The organism is Rhodococcus sp. ACS1, assembly GCF_002300155.1.
In the GTDB taxonomy this organism is placed as follows: Bacteria; Actinomycetota; Actinomycetes; order Mycobacteriales; family Mycobacteriaceae; genus Rhodococcus_F; species Rhodococcus_F koreensis.
Genome location: NZ_NSDZ01000004.1, coordinates 1,333,482 through 1,354,249, shown reverse-complemented (window position 1 = coordinate 1,354,249; position 20,768 = coordinate 1,333,482). Strand labels below are relative to the sequence as shown.

General features: G+C 71.5%; 9 protein-coding genes. All 9 read right to left on the bottom strand.

Annotated elements, in window-relative coordinates:
• Positions 1-1,257: condensation domain-containing protein (locus tag CJ179_RS52755; RefSeq protein WP_257015602.1), on the bottom strand; the 1,257-nt coding region annotated here is incomplete at its 3' end.
• Entirely contained in the window at positions 1,244-2,101 is an 858-nt protein-coding gene (locus tag CJ179_RS18510; protein ID WP_072947114.1) for a 3-hydroxyacyl-CoA dehydrogenase family protein, read from the bottom strand. The genes CJ179_RS52755 and CJ179_RS18510, both read right to left, overlap by 14 nt.
• Positions 2,098-6,549 carry a condensation domain-containing protein gene (locus tag CJ179_RS18505; RefSeq protein ID WP_072947159.1) on the bottom strand — a complete coding sequence of 1,484 codons (4,452 nt, stop codon included), beginning with the start codon at positions 6,547-6,549 and terminating at the stop codon, positions 2,098-2,100. The genes CJ179_RS18510 and CJ179_RS18505 overlap by 4 nt, the downstream gene beginning before the upstream one ends.
• A gap of 44 nt (positions 6,550-6,593) precedes the next feature.
• Positions 6,594-15,722 carry an amino acid adenylation domain-containing protein gene (locus CJ179_RS18500; protein ID WP_373560145.1) on the bottom strand — a complete coding sequence of 3,043 codons (9,129 nt, stop codon included), beginning with the start codon at positions 15,720-15,722 and terminating at the stop codon, positions 6,594-6,596.
• Positions 15,715-17,289, bottom strand: a complete 1,575-nt coding sequence (locus CJ179_RS18495; RefSeq protein ID WP_095862460.1) for an amino acid adenylation domain-containing protein — start codon at positions 17,287-17,289, stop codon at positions 15,715-15,717. The genes CJ179_RS18500 and CJ179_RS18495 overlap by 8 nt, the downstream gene beginning before the upstream one ends.
• Positions 17,286-18,338 (bottom strand): HAD family hydrolase, encoded by a 1,053-nt coding sequence (locus tag CJ179_RS18490; RefSeq protein WP_095862737.1) that lies wholly within the window; start codon positions 18,336-18,338, stop codon positions 17,286-17,288. The genes CJ179_RS18495 and CJ179_RS18490 overlap by 4 nt, the downstream gene beginning before the upstream one ends.
• Positions 18,335-19,345 (bottom strand): 3-oxoacyl-ACP synthase, encoded by a 1,011-nt coding sequence (locus tag CJ179_RS18485; protein WP_072947116.1) that lies wholly within the window; start codon positions 19,343-19,345, stop codon positions 18,335-18,337. The genes CJ179_RS18490 and CJ179_RS18485 overlap by 4 nt, the downstream gene beginning before the upstream one ends.
• Positions 19,342-20,439 carry an acyl-CoA dehydrogenase family protein gene (locus tag CJ179_RS18480; RefSeq protein ID WP_072947117.1) on the bottom strand — a complete coding sequence of 366 codons (1,098 nt, stop codon included), beginning with the start codon at positions 20,437-20,439 and terminating at the stop codon, positions 19,342-19,344. The genes CJ179_RS18485 and CJ179_RS18480 overlap by 4 nt, the downstream gene beginning before the upstream one ends.
• Positions 20,436-20,735, bottom strand: a complete 300-nt coding sequence (locus CJ179_RS18475) for an acyl carrier protein (protein WP_072947118.1) — start codon at positions 20,733-20,735, stop codon at positions 20,436-20,438. Before CJ179_RS18475 ends, CJ179_RS18480 begins: the two co-directional genes overlap by 4 nt.
• Positions 20,736-20,768 lie beyond the last annotated feature (33 nt).

Here is a 20,768-nt window from a genome sequence, read left to right as displayed (position 1 = left end):
CGACACCGCCACCCCACCCCCACCCGCCACCACACCCCCCGCCAAAATCTCCGGCAACAACCGCACCCCCACACCTGACACACCACACACCAACCCCACACCCGACCCCCACACACCCACCCCACCCAAACCCACACCCGGATCCGCGGCTGCGGCGGTGAGGATTCGGGCGAACTGCTGGGCGTCGGCCGGGCCGTGCACGTCGACGACCCAGGTGCCGTCCCGGTCCTCGAGTTCCACGAACGCTCCGTTGCCGGCGCAGTGCCACCGCTGCACGACGGCGACGGCACTCTCCCCGATGCGCTCGACACCGAGGGGTTCGCGCATTCCGCCCGTCACCGACCACGGTTCTCCCACACCGTCTTCGGAGGCGAGGAACCGGTGCCTGCGGGATCTGCGGAGTTGCAGGCCCACGTGCCGGGTCAGTGTGTCGAACGTGAGATCCGGTGTGAGGGTGAGTCGCACGGGTGTGGTGGAGCCGTGCTCCCGGTGTCCGATCACCACGTCGTCGATGCCGGTGCGGCTGTGGGCGTAGACCGCCAGCGCGGCGAGCAGGACGGCTGCCGGGCCGCCGCCGCTGCGGCGCGCGAGCCGCACGAGGGTGCCGTCGGCGGGAATGGTGACGCGGCGCTGGCCCTCCGGACCGGGTGGGATCTCCTGTCGCGCCGCTCCGGCCGACAACTGCTCCCAGTAGTGCCGGTCGTCCGCCCAGGCGTCGCTCTCGCGGTACCGGGCATCGGATGTCAGCTGGATGATGGGCGCCGCGAACGACAGGGTCTCCGGCGGCGCGGTCGGGGCCGCCTCCCCCAACTCATAGGCCTCGGCGGTGCGGCGGACGATCGCCGCCATGCCCGGCTCGTCGTTGACCAGGCGGTGGTAGCGCTGGAACCAGCCGTATCGGCCGTGCGGTAGCCGGAACAGGACGTGCACGTACAGCGGCCCGGCGGCGGGGTCCATCGGACGGGCCAGTTCCCGGTCGATCCACGTCGTGGCGAGCAGTCCGGGGCCGGTGACGTCGAGGACGTCGGGACCGGTGACCGCGGTTCCGGCGATCTGTCCGGGCTCGGGGCCGTCGAGGACGAATGTGGCATGCAGGCCATGGCATTCGGACAGTGTCCGGTGCAGTGCGCGGCAGAACCGGTCTTCGTCGAGTGGGCCCTCGAGTTCGAGGTACTGGCCGAACGTGTTGTCGGCGAGGTGGGCGCGGAGTACCGCGATCTGGTCGTAGGTGAGGGGCAGCACCTCACCGGTACTCATGGAATCCCCGTCCGGTCTTGCGCCCCAGGTGTCCGGCCTCGACCAGGGCGACGAGCGTCGCGGGCGGGCGGTAGTGGTCGTCGCCGGTCAGCTCGCGTAGCGCGGTCATCGTGTCCTGGACGTTGTCCAGGCCGATCAGGTCGGCGGTCCGCAGCGGTCCCATCGGGTGGCCGAGGCAGCCTTCGAACAATGCGTCGGTGGTCTCCGCGTCGGCGATGCCGTCGCCGACGGCGGCCGCCGCCTCGGCGATGCAGAGCATGAGGACCCGGTTCAGCAGGAATCCGGGGCCGTCGCCGACGACGATGCCGGTCTTTCCCAATGAGGTGAGGAGAGCCAGCGCACGGTCCAGCGACTGCGGCGACGTCCGCGGGCCCCGCACCACCTCGACGGTGTCCTTGAGCGGTGCCGGGTTCATGAAATGCAGCCCGACCACCTGTTCCGGCCTGGTGGTGCTCGCCGCGAGCCGGTCGACGGGGATGCCCGACGTGCACGACGCGAGGAGGGCGTCGGGTGCGCAGACCCGGTCGAGTTCGGCGAATATCTTCTCCTTGAGGTCGATTCGCTCGGGGACGCACTCGATGACGACGGCGACGTCGCACAGATCGGTGAGCTGCCCCGTCCAGTGCACCCGCGCGGTGACCTCGGCGGGTTTCGGACCGCCGGCCCGGCCGAGGAGTATCGCCAGCCGCAGTGAGTCGCGCATCCGGGACCGGGCCTGTTCGACGGCCTGCTGGTCGGAGTCGACGACGGTGACGTCGTGGCCGGCCCGAGCCAGACTTTCGGCCACCCCGGCGCCCATGGTTCCCGCCCCCACCACACCGATGCTCAGTGCATTTCCGCTCATCGCACTGCCCCCGAGGTGAAGCCGGTGGTGAAGCCGGTGTCGTCCTGATGCACGTATTCCATCGCCACCTCCTGGGTGGGCAGGTCGGGGTGAGCCACCAGTCCGGCGTGCAGCCGGCGGAGGTCGGTGAGCATCGCTCCGACGGTGCTCGCGTCGAACAGGTCGGTGGCGTAGTCGAGTTGGAGGGTGAGCGCCGATGGACCGCGGGTCCACGACAGCCCGAGTTCGACGGGTGACCGGTCCGCCAGGACGTCGCCGCCTGCGCGTTCGCCGTCGCAGCGCACCGGGAAGTGCTGCGCCGCCGGGTCTACCGCGCCGCGGTCCGAAGACAACTCGCGGTGCACGGTCTCCACCAGTTCCGGGTAGGTGGGTTCCGCGGACAGGTCCACGGCCACGATCCGCGGCGTCGCCCCCGGCTGCGCGAGCGCGGCCACCGCCACCTCGTCCTGCGCGGTGTACCAGGCGAGCAGGGTGAGCCAGGCGGCGAGCAGTTCCGGGAGGTCCGGGTATCCGTCGAGCGTCGCCGTCACCCGTGCCACGGAATAGATCGGCGGTACGGCGCCGTCGGCGGGCTGCCGGGGCCGGTCGGCCGGGACCAGTGGTGGCGCAACCGAAAGCGGAACAGGCGATGCAGTCGCAGGTGCCGGTGACGAGTCTGCGAGGAACACCGAAATCGTCTGCGTGCGAGATGATCCCACGATTCCCTCCAGGATGCGGACGTATTCGTCGCACAGCCCGGCGGCGGTCTGTTCGGTGAACAGTTCCGTGCTGAACTCGAGTCCCGCGGCCATGTTGTCCTCGCCGCCCCGTTCCGTGGTGACGAGGGTGAGGTCGAATTTGGCCGTGCCGGACGGCACCCCGCCGAACGCGATGGCGGCGGGGTCGTCCTGGTCGAACAGCGTCTCGGTGAGTCCGTGCTGCGACTGCAGCGCCGGCAGTTCCTGGTGGACGTGGCAGACGTCGAACAGTGGTGTCCGGCTGAGGTCGCGGTCGCCGGTGAGTGCGGTGACGACGCGGTCGAACGGGATCTCCTGGTGTTCGAGGGCACCGAGCACGACGTCCCGCACCCGTACGCACAGTTCCGAGATGCTCGGTTCCCCGGACAGGTCGGCGCGCAGGGCCACCGTGCTGTTGAAGTACCCGATCATGCCGGACAGTTCCGGCCGGTTGCGTCCGGTCGTCGGCGTCCCGACCACGAGGTCGCGCTGGCGGCTGCGGCTCGCCATGAGGAGGTAGAACGCGGACAGCAGCACCACGAACAGCGACACGGACTCCCGCCGCGCCACGTCCCGCAGGCTCCGGGTCAGTTCTTCGGAGACGGTGAACGTGTGGAACGCCCCGGTGAAGTTCTTCCGCTCCGGGCGCGGGAAGTCGGTGGGCAGCCGCAGCAGCGGAACGTCGTCGAGCACTGTTTTCCAGTAGTCGAGTTCGCCGTCGAGCGCGGCGCTCGCGATCAGCTCCCGCTGCCACAGGGCGTAGTCCCAGTACTGGACGGGGAGCGGCGCGAGGTCGGCGGGGCGACCGGCGCGGCGGGCCGCGTACAGGGCGGGCAGTTCCTGCTCGAAGATCCTCGGCGAACCCCCGTCGTTGACGGAGTGGTGGGTGGTGACCTGCAGGACGTGCTCGTCCGGGCCGAGCCTGATGAGCAGTGCCCGCACGAGCGGATCGGTGGCCAGGTCGAACGGCGCCGCCGCGGCCTCGTGCACCAGTGCCCGGGCCGCGGCCACCGGATCCGGTTCCCCCGACACGTCGGCGGTGCGGAAGAAATCGCCGAGGGAGTCGCGAATCCGCAGTTCCGGCTCCCCGTCGACCTCGACGTAATTGGACAGCAGCACCCGGTGCCGTGCGGCGAGGTCGTCCCACATTCCACGGACGGCGGATTCGTCGATCGGACCGTGCAGGTCGCTGACCATCGGGAGGTTGTAGATGGTGGTGGCGGCGTCGAGCTGATGATGGAACCACATGCGTACCTGGCCGAACGACATCACGTGCCGCCCGCGCGGTGTGATCGGGGGCAGCCCGCCGGCCGCGGATGTGCCGCCGGCCAGGAGGGCGGCGAAGTCCGACACCTTCGGCCGCTCGTAGAGGTCGATGAGTTTGGGCCGGACCCCGTACCGGTCCGACACCCGGTCGACGAGTTGCATGCCGATGAGCGAGTTTCCGCCGAGGTCGAAGTAGTCGTCCTCGGCGTCGACGTCCCTCTCGGTGTGGAGCAGCTCGCGCAGTGTGGTCTGCAGCCAGTCGAGGCTGTCCTCCGGTGCCGCCGTCACCGGTTCCGGGTTCGGCTCCGCCGAAGGAACGTCGGGTGTGCCCGTCCAGTAGGGCCTGCCCGGAAGGTCGAACCAGCACCGTGAACCGCGCAACGGGTGACCGGGCAGGCGCACGCGCCAGGCGGACTCGTCGCTCGCGTCGACGGCCGTCCAGTCGAGGTCGACTCCACGCTCGTACAGACCGGCGAGGAGGTCCGTGACCGCGTCGGACGTGTCCGGCGCACGAAGTATGTCGGCGTCCCGGAGCGCGTCGGCGAGTAGTGCGCCGAGGCGCCCCGCCGGGCTCGGCTCGACGAAGACGACGGGTCTGTCGGCGAGCATTCCCTGTGCTACGGCGACGAGTCTGTCCGTGTCGAACGCGGGGTTCGCGGCCGCGGCGGCGAGGTCGGCGGCGTCCACCGCCGCCAGTGGGTCCCGCAGGTACCGGGCGGCGTAGCGGGCCACTCCGCCGCTGAGGACTGCGTCGACGGTGACGCCGGCGGCGCGGAGTTCCCGGTGGACGGCGATCTGCCCGGCGAGGAGGTCCGCCTCGTCGCCGGTGGCGGGAAGCTCCGGCGGCAGGTCGCGGCCGCGCAGCGCGGCAGGCATCCGGTCGGGTGACAGCAGCAACGCCACGGCCGGGCGTGGACGAGTGGCCGGTGCGGGGTTCTCGCCGCGGCCGCCGAGTTCCGCGGCACGTACGGCGAGCGACCGCGAGAGTTCGGCAATGCTGCGTGCCTGCACGGCCACCCGGTGGTCGTGGTGCGGCCGGCCCCGGTTGAGGGTGAAGGCGACGTCGTCGAGGTCGTACGCGCGCACGGCCGTTGCCAGTTCGGCGCACAGCGTCGCCAGCGCGCCCACGCTCTTCGCCGACACCCCCACCAGCCGCGTGGTGCCGGTGTCGGGTCGGACGGTGACGGCACGCTCCGGTGGCTGTTCCACCACGCAGTGCGCGTTGATGCCGCCGAGGCTGAACGAACTCACCCCCGCCCGCCGCGGCCCGGTGTCGTCGCTCCACGTCCGGGCCCCGGTGACCACCTCGATGCCGCTGCCGGCCAGATCGACTCCGCCGGTGGGGTGTTCGAAGTGCAGCGACGGGTACAGCTCGCCGTGCTCGACGGCCATGATCGCCTTCACGAGCCCGGACACCCCGGCCGCGTGGTCGAGGTGCCCGATGTTGGTCTTCACCGAACCGATCGGCAGGACGCCCGGGCGGTCCCGGAAAGCGGCCGCGATCCCTTCGAGTTCGACGGCGTCGCCGAGCGGGGTTCCCGAACCGTGCGCCTCCAGGTACCCGGCGTCGTCCGGGGTGAGGCCCGCGTTCTGCCAGGCCCGGGAGATGACGGCCACCTGCGCCCGGGCGCTCGGGGAGCTGATGGTCGCGGACGAATGGCCGCTGGACATCGTGGCGGTGCCGCGGATCACGGCGTGGACCGGGAGGCGGTCGGCGCGGGCGCGGGCGATCGTGGTGAGCAGAAGCGCCGCCCCGCCCTCCCCGACCGCGGTGCCGTCCGCGGTGGCGTCGAATGCGCGGCAGCGGCCACCGGGTGACATCAGTTCCGCGGATCCCTCCGCCATGTCGGCGCGGATACCGTTCACGCGCAGGCTCACTCCGCCGGCGATGGCGAAGTCGGCGTCGCCCGACCGCAGCTCCCGGCAGCCGTGGTGCACCGCGATGAGCGATCCGTTGCATCCCGAATCGACGGCGTAGCAGGGGCCGGTGAGGCCGAGGTGGTACGCGATCCGGGCAGGGACGGCGAACGGAACGTTGCCCAGGGTGCTCAGCACACCCGGTTCCGCCCACATCGCCGGATACGTCGACGCGGCGGCACTGAACACCACCGCGGTCGCGCTGTCCCGGAAATCGGTCACCGAGTAGCCGGCGTCCTCGACCGCCTGATACGCGAGGACCAGCGCGAGCCGCTGCTGCGGATCGATCAGCGACGCTTCCCGTTTCGACAGGGTGAAGTAGGAGTAATCGAACGTGGAGATGTCCTCGACGAATCCCATCGGGTGGTAGTGGGACGGAGGGCCCAGCCCGGTCGCCTCGGCCCGGGACCGCGACAGGGGACGCACCGAATCCCGGCCCGCCGCGAGGTTGGCGCGGAATTCCGCCAGGTTGGCGGCCTCGGGGTAGCGCGCGGCGATGCCGACCACGGCGATGTCGTCGTCACCCGGTGTGGAATGTCGCATGGTCACCGATGTGGAACGTCGCATGATCACGGTTGCCTCCTCCCTGCTGGTCAGAACTCGTAGGTGGCGGGCGCGGGCGCCTCGCTGTCGGTGGAATGCGAGAGCGCCTCGGCCTGCGCCGCCACGGTGACGAGGTCGAACAACTGGCCCACCCGCAGGGCGCCGGGCCACTGTCCGTCGAGACGCCGCTGCAGTTCCACGACGCGGTGGGAGTTGCCGCCGACGTCGAAGAATCCGTCTTCGGGACCGAAGTCGTCGTGCCCCAGCACGGCCGCCCAGTGTTCGGCCACCGACCGTTGCAGTGTCGTCCAGCGTGGCCGCACCGCCGGCTCCGCCTCGGACACGAGTGCGCGCAGCGCGTTCTCGTCCACCTCGCCGCCCGCCGTTCGCGGGACGGCCCCGAGTGCGACGAAACGGGTGGGCACGGAGCGGGCGTCGAGCCGTCCGGCGCTGAACTCCCGCAGGTCCTCCGCCATCGGCAGCACGGCCGCCGCGGCCGCAGGCACCCAGAAGGCGGTGACACCGGTTGCGGTCGTGAGGACCACGGCCTCACGGACCGCCGGGTGACTCTCGACGACGTCCGCGACCGACCGTGCCGGGGATCCGGCGGCGTCGACCGTCAGCAGTCGTCCGGACCGGTTCCACCGGGCGAGCGCGCCCGTGCGGACCATCCGGGAGCCCGGGGATCCGAACGGGTTCGCCACGAACGTGGTGGCCGCCGCGCGCGCCGACGTGTGGGACTCCCGCGTGTCGGCGACATACACCTCGCCGCTCACCTCCTCGGGGGTGAGCTGCAGCCGGGGATCGAGCACGAACGTCCCGGCCGCGGTACTCCATTCACGGATGCGGGTGTGCTCGTCCGGGGTCAGCAGGTCGACGTCGCCGACGGGGAAACTCGGATCCGCGACGAACGCGGCGAGGATCCGGGTGAACCTTCCGGCGAGGGCCTGCACGGTCGCCTCGTCGAAGAGGTCGGTCGTATAGGTGAATCCGGCCGTCAACCCTTCCGGTGTTCCGCAGTCGTCGTACCGCTCCCGCACCGTCAGGTGCAGGTCGAAGAGGGAGACCTCGACGTCGGGTTCGAGGACCTGGGCTTCGAGGTGCGGGAGCGTGAGATCGGGGTGCTCGGTGTTCCGGAACTCGAGCAACACCTGGAACAGGGGTGAATGAGACTGGGAGCGAGGCGGGTTCAGCGCCTCCACCACCCGCTCGAACGGCACGTCGGCGTGGGCGTAGGCCGCGAGATCGGTCTCGCGGACCCGTGCGAGCAGAGTGTCGAACGTCCCCGACACGTGGGTCCGCAGCACGAGCGTGTTGACGAACATGCCCACCACGTCGTCGAGGACGGCCTCGCCACGGCCGGCGACCGGTGACCCGATCACCACGTCGCCGGAACCACCCGAGCGGGACAGCAACACGGCGAGGGCCGTGTGCACGATCATGAACACGGTGCACCGCCGGGTCCGCGCCAAGGCCACCGCCTCGCGGTGCAGGTCGGCGCCGATCGTGAATGTCACCCGGTCGCCGGCGGCCGATCGGCGGGGCGGGCGGTCACGGTCGGTGGGCAAGTCGGTCACGGCGGGCGCATCGGCGAGCGCCGACCGCCAGTAGTCGAGTTGCCGGGAGAGCAGGGAGTGTGGGTCGTCCTGCGAGCCGAGGAGTTCCCGCTGCCACACGGTGTAGTCGGGGTACTGCACCGGCAGCGGCTCCCATCCCGGCGCGCAGCCCTCGGACCGCGCGGTGTAGGCCGTCAGCACGTCGCGGGCGAGCGGGACCATCGAGAACCCGTCGGCCGCGATGTGGTGCACCACGACGACGAGGACGTGCTCCCGGTCGCCGAGTGTGAACAGCCGTGCCCGCATCGGCACTTCGGCGGCGACGTCGAATCCTGCGGACACGAGTTCCGAGATCTGTCCGGGTACCGGATCTTCGGACGTCGACACGGTGAGTTGCGCGATGTGCCCCGCGCCGACGATCACCTGGGTGGGTCCGGTGTCGCCGTACGGGTACCGGGTGCGGAGCGATTCGTGCCGCTCCACGACGTCGGCGAGGGCGGCGGTCAGCGCGTCGACGTCGAGGTCGCCCGACAGCCGGACGATCATCGCGACGTTGTACGCGGGCGAGGACGGGTCGAACTGATTGAGAAGCCACATCCGGTGCTGCGCCCACGACAGCGGCACCGGGTCGGGGCGCCGGGGCACCGCCACCGCGGGCCGGACCTCGCCGCCCGCGGTCTCCCGGGCGATCCGCGCCGCGAGCGCCCGCACGGTCGGGGCCTCGAACACGTCCCGCACACCGACGTCCGCACCGAGCGCGGAGTTGATGCGCGCAACCACCTGTGTTGCGGTCAGCGAGTTGCCCCCGGACGCGAAGAAGTCGTCGTCGGCTCCGACGACGCCGGTCCCGAGGACCTCGGCGAACACGTCGGCCACCGCGGACTCGAACGGGGTGCCGGGCGCACGGAAGATGCGAGGGGCGAATTCGGGTTCCGGCAGCGCGTGCCGGTCGACCTTGCCGTTGGCGCCGAGCGGAAGCCGGTCGAGGACGGTCACCGAGGCGGGCACCATGAACGGGGCGAGCACCGATCCGGCGAACTGCAGCACCTCCGTGGTGTCGAGATCCGCGCCGTCCTCGGCCGTGACGTACCCGGCGAGGACCGCCTCGGCGGCGGGTGTGCGGCGCACCACGACCACCGCCTGCGCGACACCGGGGCAGCGGGTGAGCGCCGCTTCCACCTCCCCCGGCTCGACCCGCTGGCCGCGCAGCTTGACCTGGAAGTCGTTGCGGCCCAGATATTCCAGCCGCCCGTCCTTCGTCCACCGCATCAGATCCCCGGTGCGGTACATGCGCGAGCCCGGATGGTCGAACGGGTTCGCGACGAACGCGGCGGCGGTCGCTCCGGCCCGCCGGTGGTAGCCGCGTGCCAGACCGTCCCCCAGCACGTACAGCTCACCCACCACACCGACGGGCACCGGCCGCAACCACTCGTCGAGGACGAGTTCGCGGACGCCACGCATCGGGTGGCCGATCCGCACGGGGTCGCCCGGGGTCATCGGGTCGCCGATGTTCGACATCACCGTCGTCTCCGTCGGGCCGTAGCCGACGAGCAGGGTGCGCCCGGCCGCCCAGCGGGCCAGCAACTCCGGCGGGCAGCGCTCCCCGCCGACGACCAGGGCGCGCAGCAAACGCAGACCGCGCGGGTCGATCGTGGCCAGGACCGCCGGGGTCGCGAACGCGTGGGTGATCCGTTCTGCCGCCAGCAGTTCCGTCAGCGCGGCGCCGCCGTACACGTGCGGCGCCGCGATCACCAGTCGCGCGCCCGCGCCGAACGCCATCAGGTATTCGAGCATCGTCGCGTCGAACCCGGGCGACGCGAGATTCAGCACACGCGACGCGTTCGTCGTCGCATACCGCGTGCGCTGATCGATCGTGAAGTTCTGCAACCCCGCATGGGGGATCACGACGCCCTTCGGCGCGCCCGTCGACCCGGACGTGTACATCAGATACGCCGGGTGGTCCGGTCGCAGCGGCACGACCCGGTCCTCGTCGGTGATCGACCGGGACTCCCATCTCCGCGTCGGACCCGGGTAGTCGAGGAGCAGCCATTCCACGCCGTCCGGCATCCGGTCGCGCTGTTCGGCGACGGTGAGTCCCACCACGGCCCCGCAGTCGGCGAGGATGTCGGTGATCCTCGCGGACGGCAGGCTCGGATCCACCGGCACGAACGACGCACCCGATTTCGCCACCGCCCACACCGCCACCACCAGTTCCACGGATCGGACGAGCCCGATCGCCACGTGGTCCTCCGGCCCGATTCCGCGGCGGATCAGCACCCACGCGAGACGGTTCGACCAGTCGTCGAGTTCGCGGTACGACATCACCGCGTTGCCGTACGACAGCGCGACGGCGTGCGGGTCCCGGGCGGCCGCGGCGGCGAGGATCTCCGGCAGCAGCCGGGTGGTGCCGGTGGGCCGCCCGCGCACGGGCACCAGCGCCTCGCGTTCGCCTGCGGACAGCAGATCGAACCGGGCCAGCGGAACGTCCGGGTCCGCGACCACCGTGTCGAGGAGCCGCACGTACCGTTCGGCGAACTTCCGGACGGTCGCGGCGTCGAAGATGTCGGTGGCATAGGTGAATCCGGCGCTGATCCCGGCGGGCGCCCCGTTCTCCCCGAACCGTTCGGCCAGCGTCAGCTGCAGGTCGAACGTGGAGACGGAGACACCGAGGTCGATCTCGTCCACGTCCAGTTCCGGCAGGCTCGGGGTGGGCCGCTCGACGTCCTGGAATTCGAACAGCACCTGGAACAGCGGGGCGTGGGCGGTGGTGCGTGGGAGCGCGAGCGCCTCGACGACCCGCTCGAACGGCACCTCCGCGTGCGCGAACGCCTCCAGATCGCGGTCCCGCACGGCGGCGAGCACCGCGGCGAATGAGTCGGCGCCGCGGACCGGGGTGCGCAGCGCCATGGTGTTGACGAACATCCCGACCACGTCGTCGAGGACGGCCTCTCCGCGCCCCGCCACCGCCGATCCGATCATCACGTCGGCGGTGCTCCCCAGGCGGGACACCAGGACCGCGAACGCCGCGTGGGTCACCATGAACACCGTCGCATCGTGTTCCCGCGCCAGGGCGACCACCTTCCGGTGCAGGCGGTCCCCGATGTCGAACGCCTCCCGCGCGCCGGCGAGCGTCCGGTGCTCGGGGCGTGGGCGATCCATCGGCAGGTCCGTCACGATCGGCGCGTCGGCGAGCGCGGCACGCCAGTACCCGAGTTGGCGGGACATCAGCGAGTCCGGATCGTCCTCCGCTCCGAGCAGGGTCCGCTGCCAGACGCTGTAGTCGGAGTACTGCACCGGGAGCGGCACCCAGTCCGGCGCGTCCCCCCGCGCCCGCGCGGTGTACGCGGACGTCACGTCCCGGGCGAGCGGTCCCAGCGACAACGCGTCCGCCGCGATGTGGTGGACCACCAGGGCCAGGGCGTGATCACGCGGACCGATCTCGAACAGGTGCGCCCGCAACGGAACCTGCGCGGTGACCTCGAAGCCCGCGGACAGTGCCGCGGCGAGCCGGTCCCGGAGTTCGCTCTCCCTCGACACCGGGACCGCGCGGAGGCGGCGCACCGCGTCCGCCGCCGGAATCACCGACTGCACGGGCGTGTCGCCGCGCATCGGGAAGATCGTCCGCAGCGCCTCGTGCCGGTCCACTACGTCCGTCAGCGCCGCGTGCAGTGCATCGACGTCGAGGGGGCCGCGCAACCGGAAGGCCGCCGCGATGTTGTAGGCGGGCGACGTCGTGTCGAACTGGTCGAGGAACCACATCCGCGTCTGCGCCAGCGACACCGGCGCCGCCGCGGACCGGTCGGTGGCCACCAGCGGCGGCCTGCTCGCCGAGTCCGCCCGCGCCACACGGGCGGCGAGCGTCCGCACCGTCCGCGCCTCGAAGACGTCGCGCACTCCCACGGCCGCACCGAGCACAGCCTGAATCCGCGCCACGACCTTCGCCGCGACAAGCGAGTTGCCGCCGAGCGCGAAGAAGTCGTCGTCGACGCCGACCGCGGGCACGCCGAGCAGCGCGGCGAACACGACCGCGATCGCCTCCTCGGCGGGGGTGCCCGCTGCCACGAAGTCGGCGCCGGAGTCGTTGGCGGGCGCCGGAAGTGCCGCCCGGTCCAGTTTCCCGTTCACGGTGAGCGGCACGCGCTCGAGGACCGTCACCGACGCCGGGACCATGTACGAGGGCAGCGCGGTTGCCGCGAACTCCAGCACGGCCCCCGGGTCGACGACCGCACCCGCCTCGGGCACCACGTACGCGGCGGGCGCCGGTCCGGTCACCGGATCCTCGTGCAGCGTCACCACGGCCTGCGCGACACCGTCGCACCGGCCCAGCACCCACTCCACTTCGCCGAGTTCCACCCGGAAGCCGCGGATCTCGACCTGCAGGTCGTCGCGTCCGAGGTAGTCGAGGCTTCCGTCCCGCCGCCACCGCACCACGTCCCCGGTCCGGTACATCCGGTCCCCCGACGCGTCCGCGACGAAGCGGGACGCGGTGAGCCCGGCGCGGCCGAGGTAGCCGCGTGCCACCTGTGGTCCCGCCACGTACAGTTCGCCGGCCACACCGACCGGCACCGGATGCAGCCGCGCGTCCAGCACCGACACCCGAAGCCCGGGAATCGCCCGTCCGATCCCGCTCGTCCACGCGGCGGCGGCGAGCGCGCGGCCGAGCGGGAGGTGGGTGACGTGCACCGTCGTCTCGGTGATGCCGTACATGTTCACGAGCACGGGCGCGTCCTCGCCGCGGCGGGAGTACCAGCGTTCCAGCTGCCCGAAGTCGAGCGCCTCGCCGCCGAGCACGACGTAGCGCAGCGACGTCGGGCCTGCGGCGGCGTCGGCCTCGGTGGCCTCGATCAGCTGGGAGAACGCGGTCGGGGTCTGGCTCAGCACCGTCACCCGCTCGCGGCGCAGCAGCGCGAGGAACGCGGGGGGTGTCCGGGCGGTGTCGAGGTCGACGACGACGAGGGTGCCGCCGTGCAGCAGCGCGCCCCACAACTCCCACACCGAGAAGTCGAATGCCGGGGAGTGGAACATCGTCCACACGTCGGCGTCGTCGAACCGGAACAGGTCCCGGGTGCCGGTGAAGAGGGAGACCACGTTGCGGTGCGACACCGCAACGCCTTTCGGCCGCCCCGTCGATCCCGACGTGTAGACGACGTAGGCCAGCGAGTCCGGATCGGCCGGTGCCCGTTCCGTATCGGTCAGCGGGTCCGCGGAGCGGCCGTCGATTTCGGGGTCCGCCGAATCGAGAAGCAGGACCGGAACATCCGAGACGGGCAGCGTGGCCGCGGAGTCCCGGGTCGCGAGCACGCACACCGGACGGGCGTCGGCGACGACGAGGGCCGAACGCTCACCGGGGTGATCCGCGTCGACGGGCACGTACGCGGCCCCGGCCTTGACGACCGCCACGAGTGCGACGACGAGCGCTGCCGTCCGCGGCAGTGCGACGGCGACCATCGACTCCGGGCCCACCCGCAGCGAGAGGAGTTGCCGGGCAAGGCGGTTCGACCGGGCGTCGAGGTCGCCGTACGTGATGCGCTCACCACCCGACACGACGGCGGTGGCGCCGGGGTTCCGTGCGGCCCGGTCGGCGAACAGCGCGCCGAGCGTGGTTTCGCCGGCGGCGTCCGTCTGCCGGATCGACCATTCCCGTACGAGGGCCTGTTCGGCCGGATTGGCGAGGTCGATGTCGCCGACCGCGACGGACGGATCCGCGACACCCGTCGCGGCGGTGCACACGAACCGCCGAGCGAGCCCGTCCACGGTGGCGGCGTCGAACAGGTCCGTCGCGTAGGCGAAGCGGGCCGTCGTGTCCGACACCGTCACCCGCAGATCGAGGTCGCCGAGTTCCCCACCGGAGTCCGAGAATTCGAGCAGCACCTGGAAGAGCGGTGCGTGGGACGCGGACCGCGGCGGGTCGAGTGCCAGGGCGACGGCCTCCACTGGCACGCCACGGTGGGCGAACGCCTGCGCGGCGGCGTCCCGGACCGTGTCGACGACGTCGCCGAACCGGTCGGCGCCGCGCACCCGGGTCCGCGATACCACCACGTCGGCATCCGTCCGCGTGCCGAGGACGACGTCGCCGGTACGGGCCGATCGTGCCAGCACCAGTGCCAGGGCCGCGTGCGCGACGGTGGCGGCGTCCGTGCGGTGCGCCTCGGCGAGCGCTGTCAGCCCGCGCCGCAGTTCCGGGTCCAATTCGACGTCGACGGCGGCGCTGCGCCGGGACGGCCGTGCGGGGCGCGGACGATCGGTGGGCAGATCCAGCAGTGGGGGCGCGCCCGCCAGGGTGCGCGTCCAGAAGTCGAGCCGGGCCGTCTCCTCGTGGACGGTGCCGACGGGGGCGTCCGGGTCTGCCGCGAGGAAGTCGCCGAGCAGGTCCACGAACCGCCGGTGATGGGCACCGACCTCGCCGGCGTCGTAGCGGTGGGGGTTGGCCAGGAAGTGGACGACGGTCCGGACCGGGGAGCCGCTCTGGTACACGTTGACGAGCAGGTCCTCGACCGGTCCGGACGTGACGATGTGGTATTCGCCGACGAGCGGCCCGAGGGCGAGTTCCTGATGGAAGAGCATCACGTTGACCATCGGTCCCGACAGCGACTCCGCGGCAGCGGCGCCCGCGTCGCGCCGGATGTCGCCGAGCCCGAAACGCTGGTGCCGCAGCGCACCCATCAGGTCCAGTTGCACCCGCTCGACCAGTTGTCCCACGGTGTCCTCGGAGCGGATCCGCACGGGAAGCGGCACGACACCCGCGACCATCCCGCCGGACCGTCGCAGGATTGCGGTGGTGCGCGCCGACACCGGGATCTTCACGAGCACGTCCCGGCGGCCCGTCATCCTCGACAGGTAGCAGGCGAACGCGGCGATGATCGCGGCGGTTCCGTGGGTGCCTGCGCCGCCCAGCGCTCGCTCCGCGGCGTCCGGGAGAGGCCCCGCGGCGTCGGTGCTCGTGGCGACCGCGGGCCCGGTCCGCCGCGCCAGGGTCGATCCGGGTCCGAGACCGCTGATCCGATCGGCCCAGTACTGCCGGTCCGCCGCGAAGCGACTCGACGACCGGTACTGCTGGTCGGCGTCGTACAGATGCCGGGGGTCCGCGGCCTCGCCCGGTGCCGGTTCCCGGCCGAGCACCTGCGCGGAGTACCGGGCCGCGATGCGGTTGAGCATCGTCATCGCACCGTAGCCGTCCAGGGCGACGTGGTGAATCTTGCTGTACCACAAGTAGTGTTCGTCACCGACCCGGAGGATCGACGATTCGACGAGCCGGTCGCGGGTCGGATCGAGCGGGGTCTCGCAGTCGGCGCGCATCCACCGGCGGGCGGCGTCCACCGGTTCGGGGTCGTCGCGGAAGTCGACGAACCCGATCGAGCGGTCCGCGGCGGGGTCGACCATCTGGAACGGCTGACCGTCCCTGTCCATCAACCGGAGAAACGGTGATCCGAATTCGTCCGCGGTCGCGACGGTGGCCGCGCGCAGGACGTCGACGTCCAGGTCGCCGTGCACCTCGACGTACTGGGCGATGCACAGCGGCACGTCGGGGGCCAGTTGCTGCGCCAGCCACGCCTCGTACTGCGCGGAGGACAGCGGGAACGGTGTCTCGGCGTTGCCGGCCGTCCCGGGACGGTGCTCAGGCAACGCCACCACCTCCGCCGGGGAGCAGCCGGCGCAACGCCGCCTCGTCCACCTTGCTGCTCGGGGCGAGCGGAAGCGCGCCGAGCGCGAGGAAACGGTCGGGCACGGCCTGCGCGACGAGGCGTTCGGCGCAGTGCGCGATCAGGTCGCGGGGTGTGGGCAGCACGGTCGCCGTGGCCGCGGGCACCCAGAACGCGGTCAGTGTGGTCTCCCCGTGTTCGTCGGCGGTCGCGAGGACCACGGCCTGGTGGATCGCGGGATGACTTTCCAGCGCGGCCTCCACCGCGTGCCTCTCGACGCGGGCGCCCCGCACCTTCACCTGCCCGTCGAACCGGCCGCAGAATTCGATGTCGCCGTGCGGGTCGACGCGCGCGAGGTCGCCCGTGTGATACATCCGGGCGCCCGGCCGCTCCGCGAAGGGGTCGGCGACGAACCGGGCCGCGGTGGCGCCCGGGCGGGACGCGTAGCCCTCGGAAATCTGGGGACCGCCGATGTACAGGTCCCCGACCGCCCCGTACGGCACCTCGACCAGTTTCGCGTCGAGGACGTACGCCGTGCTCGCGCCCAGCGGTCTGCCGATCGGCGCGATCGAGGCGGGGACGTCGCGCACCGGATGGGCGAGACAGCTGACCGTGGTCTCGGTCGGACCGTACTCGTTGCTCAGCGGAACACCCGGCAGCACCGCCCGGTGCTGGGCGACGAGCACCCCCGGAAGGGCTTCTCCCGCAAGCGTCACCAACCGCAGGCGCTCGCACAGCGGGGCGAGGTGCGGCAGCAGCAGCCGGTAGAACGACGGAGTCGCCACCAGGTGGGTGGCCCGCCACGTCCGGGCGAGCGCGGCGACCGCCTCGGCGTCCATCAGTTCGTGCGCGGCAGGGAGCACGCTGGTGCCGCCGGCGCACAGCGCCCAGAGGGTCTTCAGCAGGGAGCCGTCCCACGTGAGGCGGAACGCGGAGAACGTGACCAGGTCGTCCTCGTCGTAGTCGTAGTTGCGGCCGTCGACCATGCTCGCGAGATTGGCGCGGCTCGCGACGACGGCCTTGGGGATGCCGGTGGAACCGGACGTCGTGATCACGTACGCCGGGGTGGCCGCGGGCACGTCCGCGGGAAGTTCGGCCGCCGGTTCGTCTCCGGGCGCGGGGCTCGCATCCCGGTCGTGCAGTGCCGGAACACGTCCGCCCGCACTACGGGCCAGTGCCCGAATCGTCTCCGGCGACGTCTTGGGATCCGCGGACCCGAAGACGATGGCACCGCAGTCGATGTCGCCGAGGAGTGCGCGGAGTTGCCCCACCGGATGTCCGGGCTCGATCACGCACCACGCCGCGCCCAGCCGCAGAGCCGCGATCATCCCGACGACCGTCTCGACGCTCTGCCGCTGATGGATCAGCACCACCTGGCCCGGTCGCACGCCGAGGGCCGCGAGCCTGCGCGCCAATGCCTCGCTCGCCGAGTCGAGTTCGCGGTACGTCAGCGCACGGTCGCCCACCACGACCGCGATCCGGCCGGGAACCCGCCTGCACTGGCGGAGGATCCCGGACGTCACTCCGCCGCTCGAGACCACGTCCGTCATGGCGTCACGTCTCCCGAGACGACCGTGACGTGATCGGCGTTCGGTGCCGCCGCACTCCGGATGTCGTTGCACAGCAGCAGCATCCGGCCGGGATTCGGGTCGACGACGTCGAAGCCCGCGAATCGCAGCGTCACCAGCATGACCCGGTTGACGTCGGTCGGCACGAACTCGGCGAGCGCCCGCCTGCCGTGGGCGCGGGCCCGCTCCACGACGTGCCGGATCAGCGCCGTCCCGACGCCACGCGACATCACCCGGCACGACATCAGCAGCAGTTGCAGGACGGAATCGTCGCCGCGGATCTCCGAGACCGCGAGACCGATCGTGCCGTACCCGCCGAACCGGTCGGCGAGCGACGCGACGAGCACCTCGTGATCGTCGGAGGCGCAGAGCCCGCGCAGTTCGTCGATCCCGAAAGTGCGTCCCGTCGTGTTGAGTTGATGAGACCGCACGGTCAGTTCGTGCGCGCGTTCGAGGTCGTCCTCGTTCGCCCTGCGGACCGTCATGACCAGGTCCAGCGCGCCCAGGAACTCGGTGTTCGACCCGTGGAACTCCTGTTCGCTCACCTGCCGGATCCGTTCGGCGCGGTACAGCGCCCTCCGCTGCCTCGCCTCCGCGGTGACGGCGGGCGGGGTCAACTCGGGAAGGTCGGGGAACGACGCGATCTGCTCGGCGGGATAACACCGCACCGGGGGCAGCGCCTCGGACACCTCGGCGCGCTCGACGGGATCGTTGTCGACGAAGGCAATGGTGTCGAGACCCAGGTTCAGGGTCTCCGCGATGCGGCGCACGGCCTCCGACTTCGGGCCCCACCCGACGTCGATGGCGCAGAACAGTTCCTCGATGCCGTGCATCCGCAGGTGCGCGGCGGCGGGTTCGAATTCGCCGCGGCTCGCCACGGCGTGCAGGATTCCGCGCCGATCGAGCACGTCCAGGGCGCGGAGGGCGTCCGCGGTCGGCACCGGGGCGTCCTGTTCGAGGACGACGCCGTCCCAGATGGTGTCATCGAGATCCCAGACCATGCACTTGACCGTCGGCGCCATCGCGATCACGCCCCGCGCCCGGGCCGGTCCGGCAGGCGCCGGAGCAGCGCACTGCTCCACGCCGCGACCGGACTGCTGTTCATGATCACGCAGTAGTCGCCGGGCGCCTGCGCGGACGCCACGCGCTCGAGATTCGCCACCACGTCGACGGAGCCGAGATGGCCGTACCGGGCCAGGTTGTCGCGGCAGACGGGATCGATCGCGACGTCGAGTGCCTCCTGCCAGAACGCGAACGCACCGAGCGACAGGTTCTGCATGAGGAACACGCCGATCCCGTCCTGCTGCACCCCGTTCCGGGCCAGCAGCTCCGCGTTGATCTCCGTGAACCGCTTCCTGCTCTCGACCGCCAGGCGAAACGAGTACGTGGGTTCGTCGGCGCATTCCTCGACCCAGTCGGCTTCGCGGACGTCGCGGTAGTCGATGTGGAACAGGTCGGCGTATTTTCCGTCACTGCGGATCATCTGGTCGACGAGTTCGTACCGTCCCGTCCCCGACGTCGTCAGCAGGACCGCGGCGGCGCCGTCGCCGAGGAGCGTCATCGGCGGCCGGTACCGCGACCGGGTGGGTGTCTTCGCCGCCGCGACGACGAGCACGTTCTGGCAGCGGGGGTCGCCGCGGAGCATCGCCGACGCGAGCGTGAACGCCGCCGAGACGGACACGCACCCGAGGTCCCCCACCCCGGTCGTGAACGCCTGGGTCGCGCCGAGTCGGTGCTGCAGCCGCGTCGCCTCGGACGCGAGCAGATACTGCGGAACCCGGCCCTGCACGAGCAGCAGCGCGTCGAGCTGGGTGGCGTCGAGGCCGGACGTGCGGAGCGCCTCCTCCGCCGCGGCCTGCGCCAGATCCACCTCGGCGAGACCGATTCCGATCCGCACCGTGTCGATGCCCAGTGCCAGCGCGTGCTCGCGCTGCGCGATCGGGAGTTCGTCGAGTTCCGGCAGTCCCGCCACGGTCACCTCGTCGTCGGGGAACCACAGCGCGACGGACTCGATCGTGACCGGCGGGTCTGCCGTCATCGCACACCTCCCCCGAGCACGTAGTCACCGATCTGGAGTTCGGCGACCTCGGTCGAGCCCTCGATGATCTGCATGACCTTCGCGTCACGGAAGAAGCGGCCCACCCTGCTGCCGGGGGCACACCCGGCGGCACCGAGCACCTGGACCGCCTGCTGGCTCACCGATGCGGCGACGCGGGCGGCGGCGTACTTCGCGGCGATCGTCGTGAACAGCGCGCTCGGCTCACGCGCATCGCGTTGTTCGGCGGCCCGTTCGCACAGCGCGCGGGCGCCGGCCGCGTCGACCCAGCTGCGCCCGAGGATCGCACGGACCGAGTCGTGCTCGGACAACACGGCACTGCCCTGCACCCGGGTGGAGGCGTGCGCGACGGCGTCGGCGAGGCACCCGCGCGCCATGCCGGCGCACCCCCACGCCACGGTGTACCGGCCGTGGTCGAGGGCCGTTCCGACCACGTGGGACAGTCCGAATCCCGGCGGTGCGATCAGGTGGTCGGCGGGGACGACGACGCCGTCCAGCGCGATGTGCGCGATCCGGGCGCCGCGCATGCCCAGCTGACCGTGGAGCGGTTCGACGGTCACCCCCGGCGCGTCCGTCTCGACCAGTGCGGTGGTCAGCCCGGCCTGCGACCGGCCGAGGACGAGCAGGACGTCCGCCACCTCGCCGAACGTGACCCACAGTTTCCGCCCCGTGATGCGGTGGTCCGTGCCGTGCTCCTCGAAACTGGTAGCCACAGAGGAGAGGTCGCTGCCCGCCCCGGTTTCGGTGGCGGCGAATCCGGCGAGGAGCTCACCCGTCGTCAGGGCGGGCAACCACCTCGCCCGCTGTTCGGCGGTGCCCCACCGATCGACCGCGGCGTTCACCATCCCCTGCACGGTCAGCAGCGACCGCAACGACGTGCAGACCGCCCCCAGTCTTTCTGCGACCGAGCCGAGTTCGGCGGCGTTCAGGCCCAGCCCCCGGCACTCCGTCGTCCGGTCCAGCCCGAGGACACCCGCCTTCGCGGCGGCCTCGATGACCTCGACCGGCAGCCCGGTCTCGTCCCAGTTGCCGGCGTCGATCTCGGCGGAGGCGACCAATGTGTCGATTCCGATCACGGCGACGCCCCGTCCGTCGCACGAAGCTGCTCGCCCCGCTTCCTCCGTATGAACCCCGCAACCCGGGCCGCAGTGCGGAAGTTGTCGAGGTCGAGATCCTCCACCTCGACCACGACGTCGTGGGAGCCTTCGATGTACGTGACGATCTCCAGTGCCCGCAACGAACTCACCAGTCCCAGGGTGAAGTAGTCGTCGTCGGGACCGAGTTCCGTCGACGTGATCGAGCTCAGGTACTGCCGTAGCTGCTCGACCAGCTCGTCATGGGACTCGGGCACAGGTGCATTTGCTGTGTCCATGGGCCTGGGATTCCCAATTGGACCAGCGTTCAA

What these genes read in the sequence shown, in the direction of transcription:
- CJ179_RS18510 (WP_072947114.1), bottom strand. Translation starts at nt 2,101, where the DNA reads ATGAGCGGAAATGCACTGAGCATCGGTGTGGTGGGGGCGGGAACCATG.
- CJ179_RS18485 (WP_072947116.1), bottom strand. Translation starts at nt 19,345, where the DNA reads ATGACGGCAGACCCGCCGGTCACGATCGAGTCCGTCGCGCTGTGGTTC.
- CJ179_RS18475 (WP_072947118.1), bottom strand. Translation starts at nt 20,735, where the DNA reads ATGGACACAGCAAATGCACCTGTGCCCGAGTCCCATGACGAGCTGGTC.
- CJ179_RS18495 (WP_095862460.1), bottom strand. Translation starts at nt 17,289, where the DNA reads ATGACGGACGTGGTCTCGAGCGGCGGAGTGACGTCCGGGATCCTCCGC.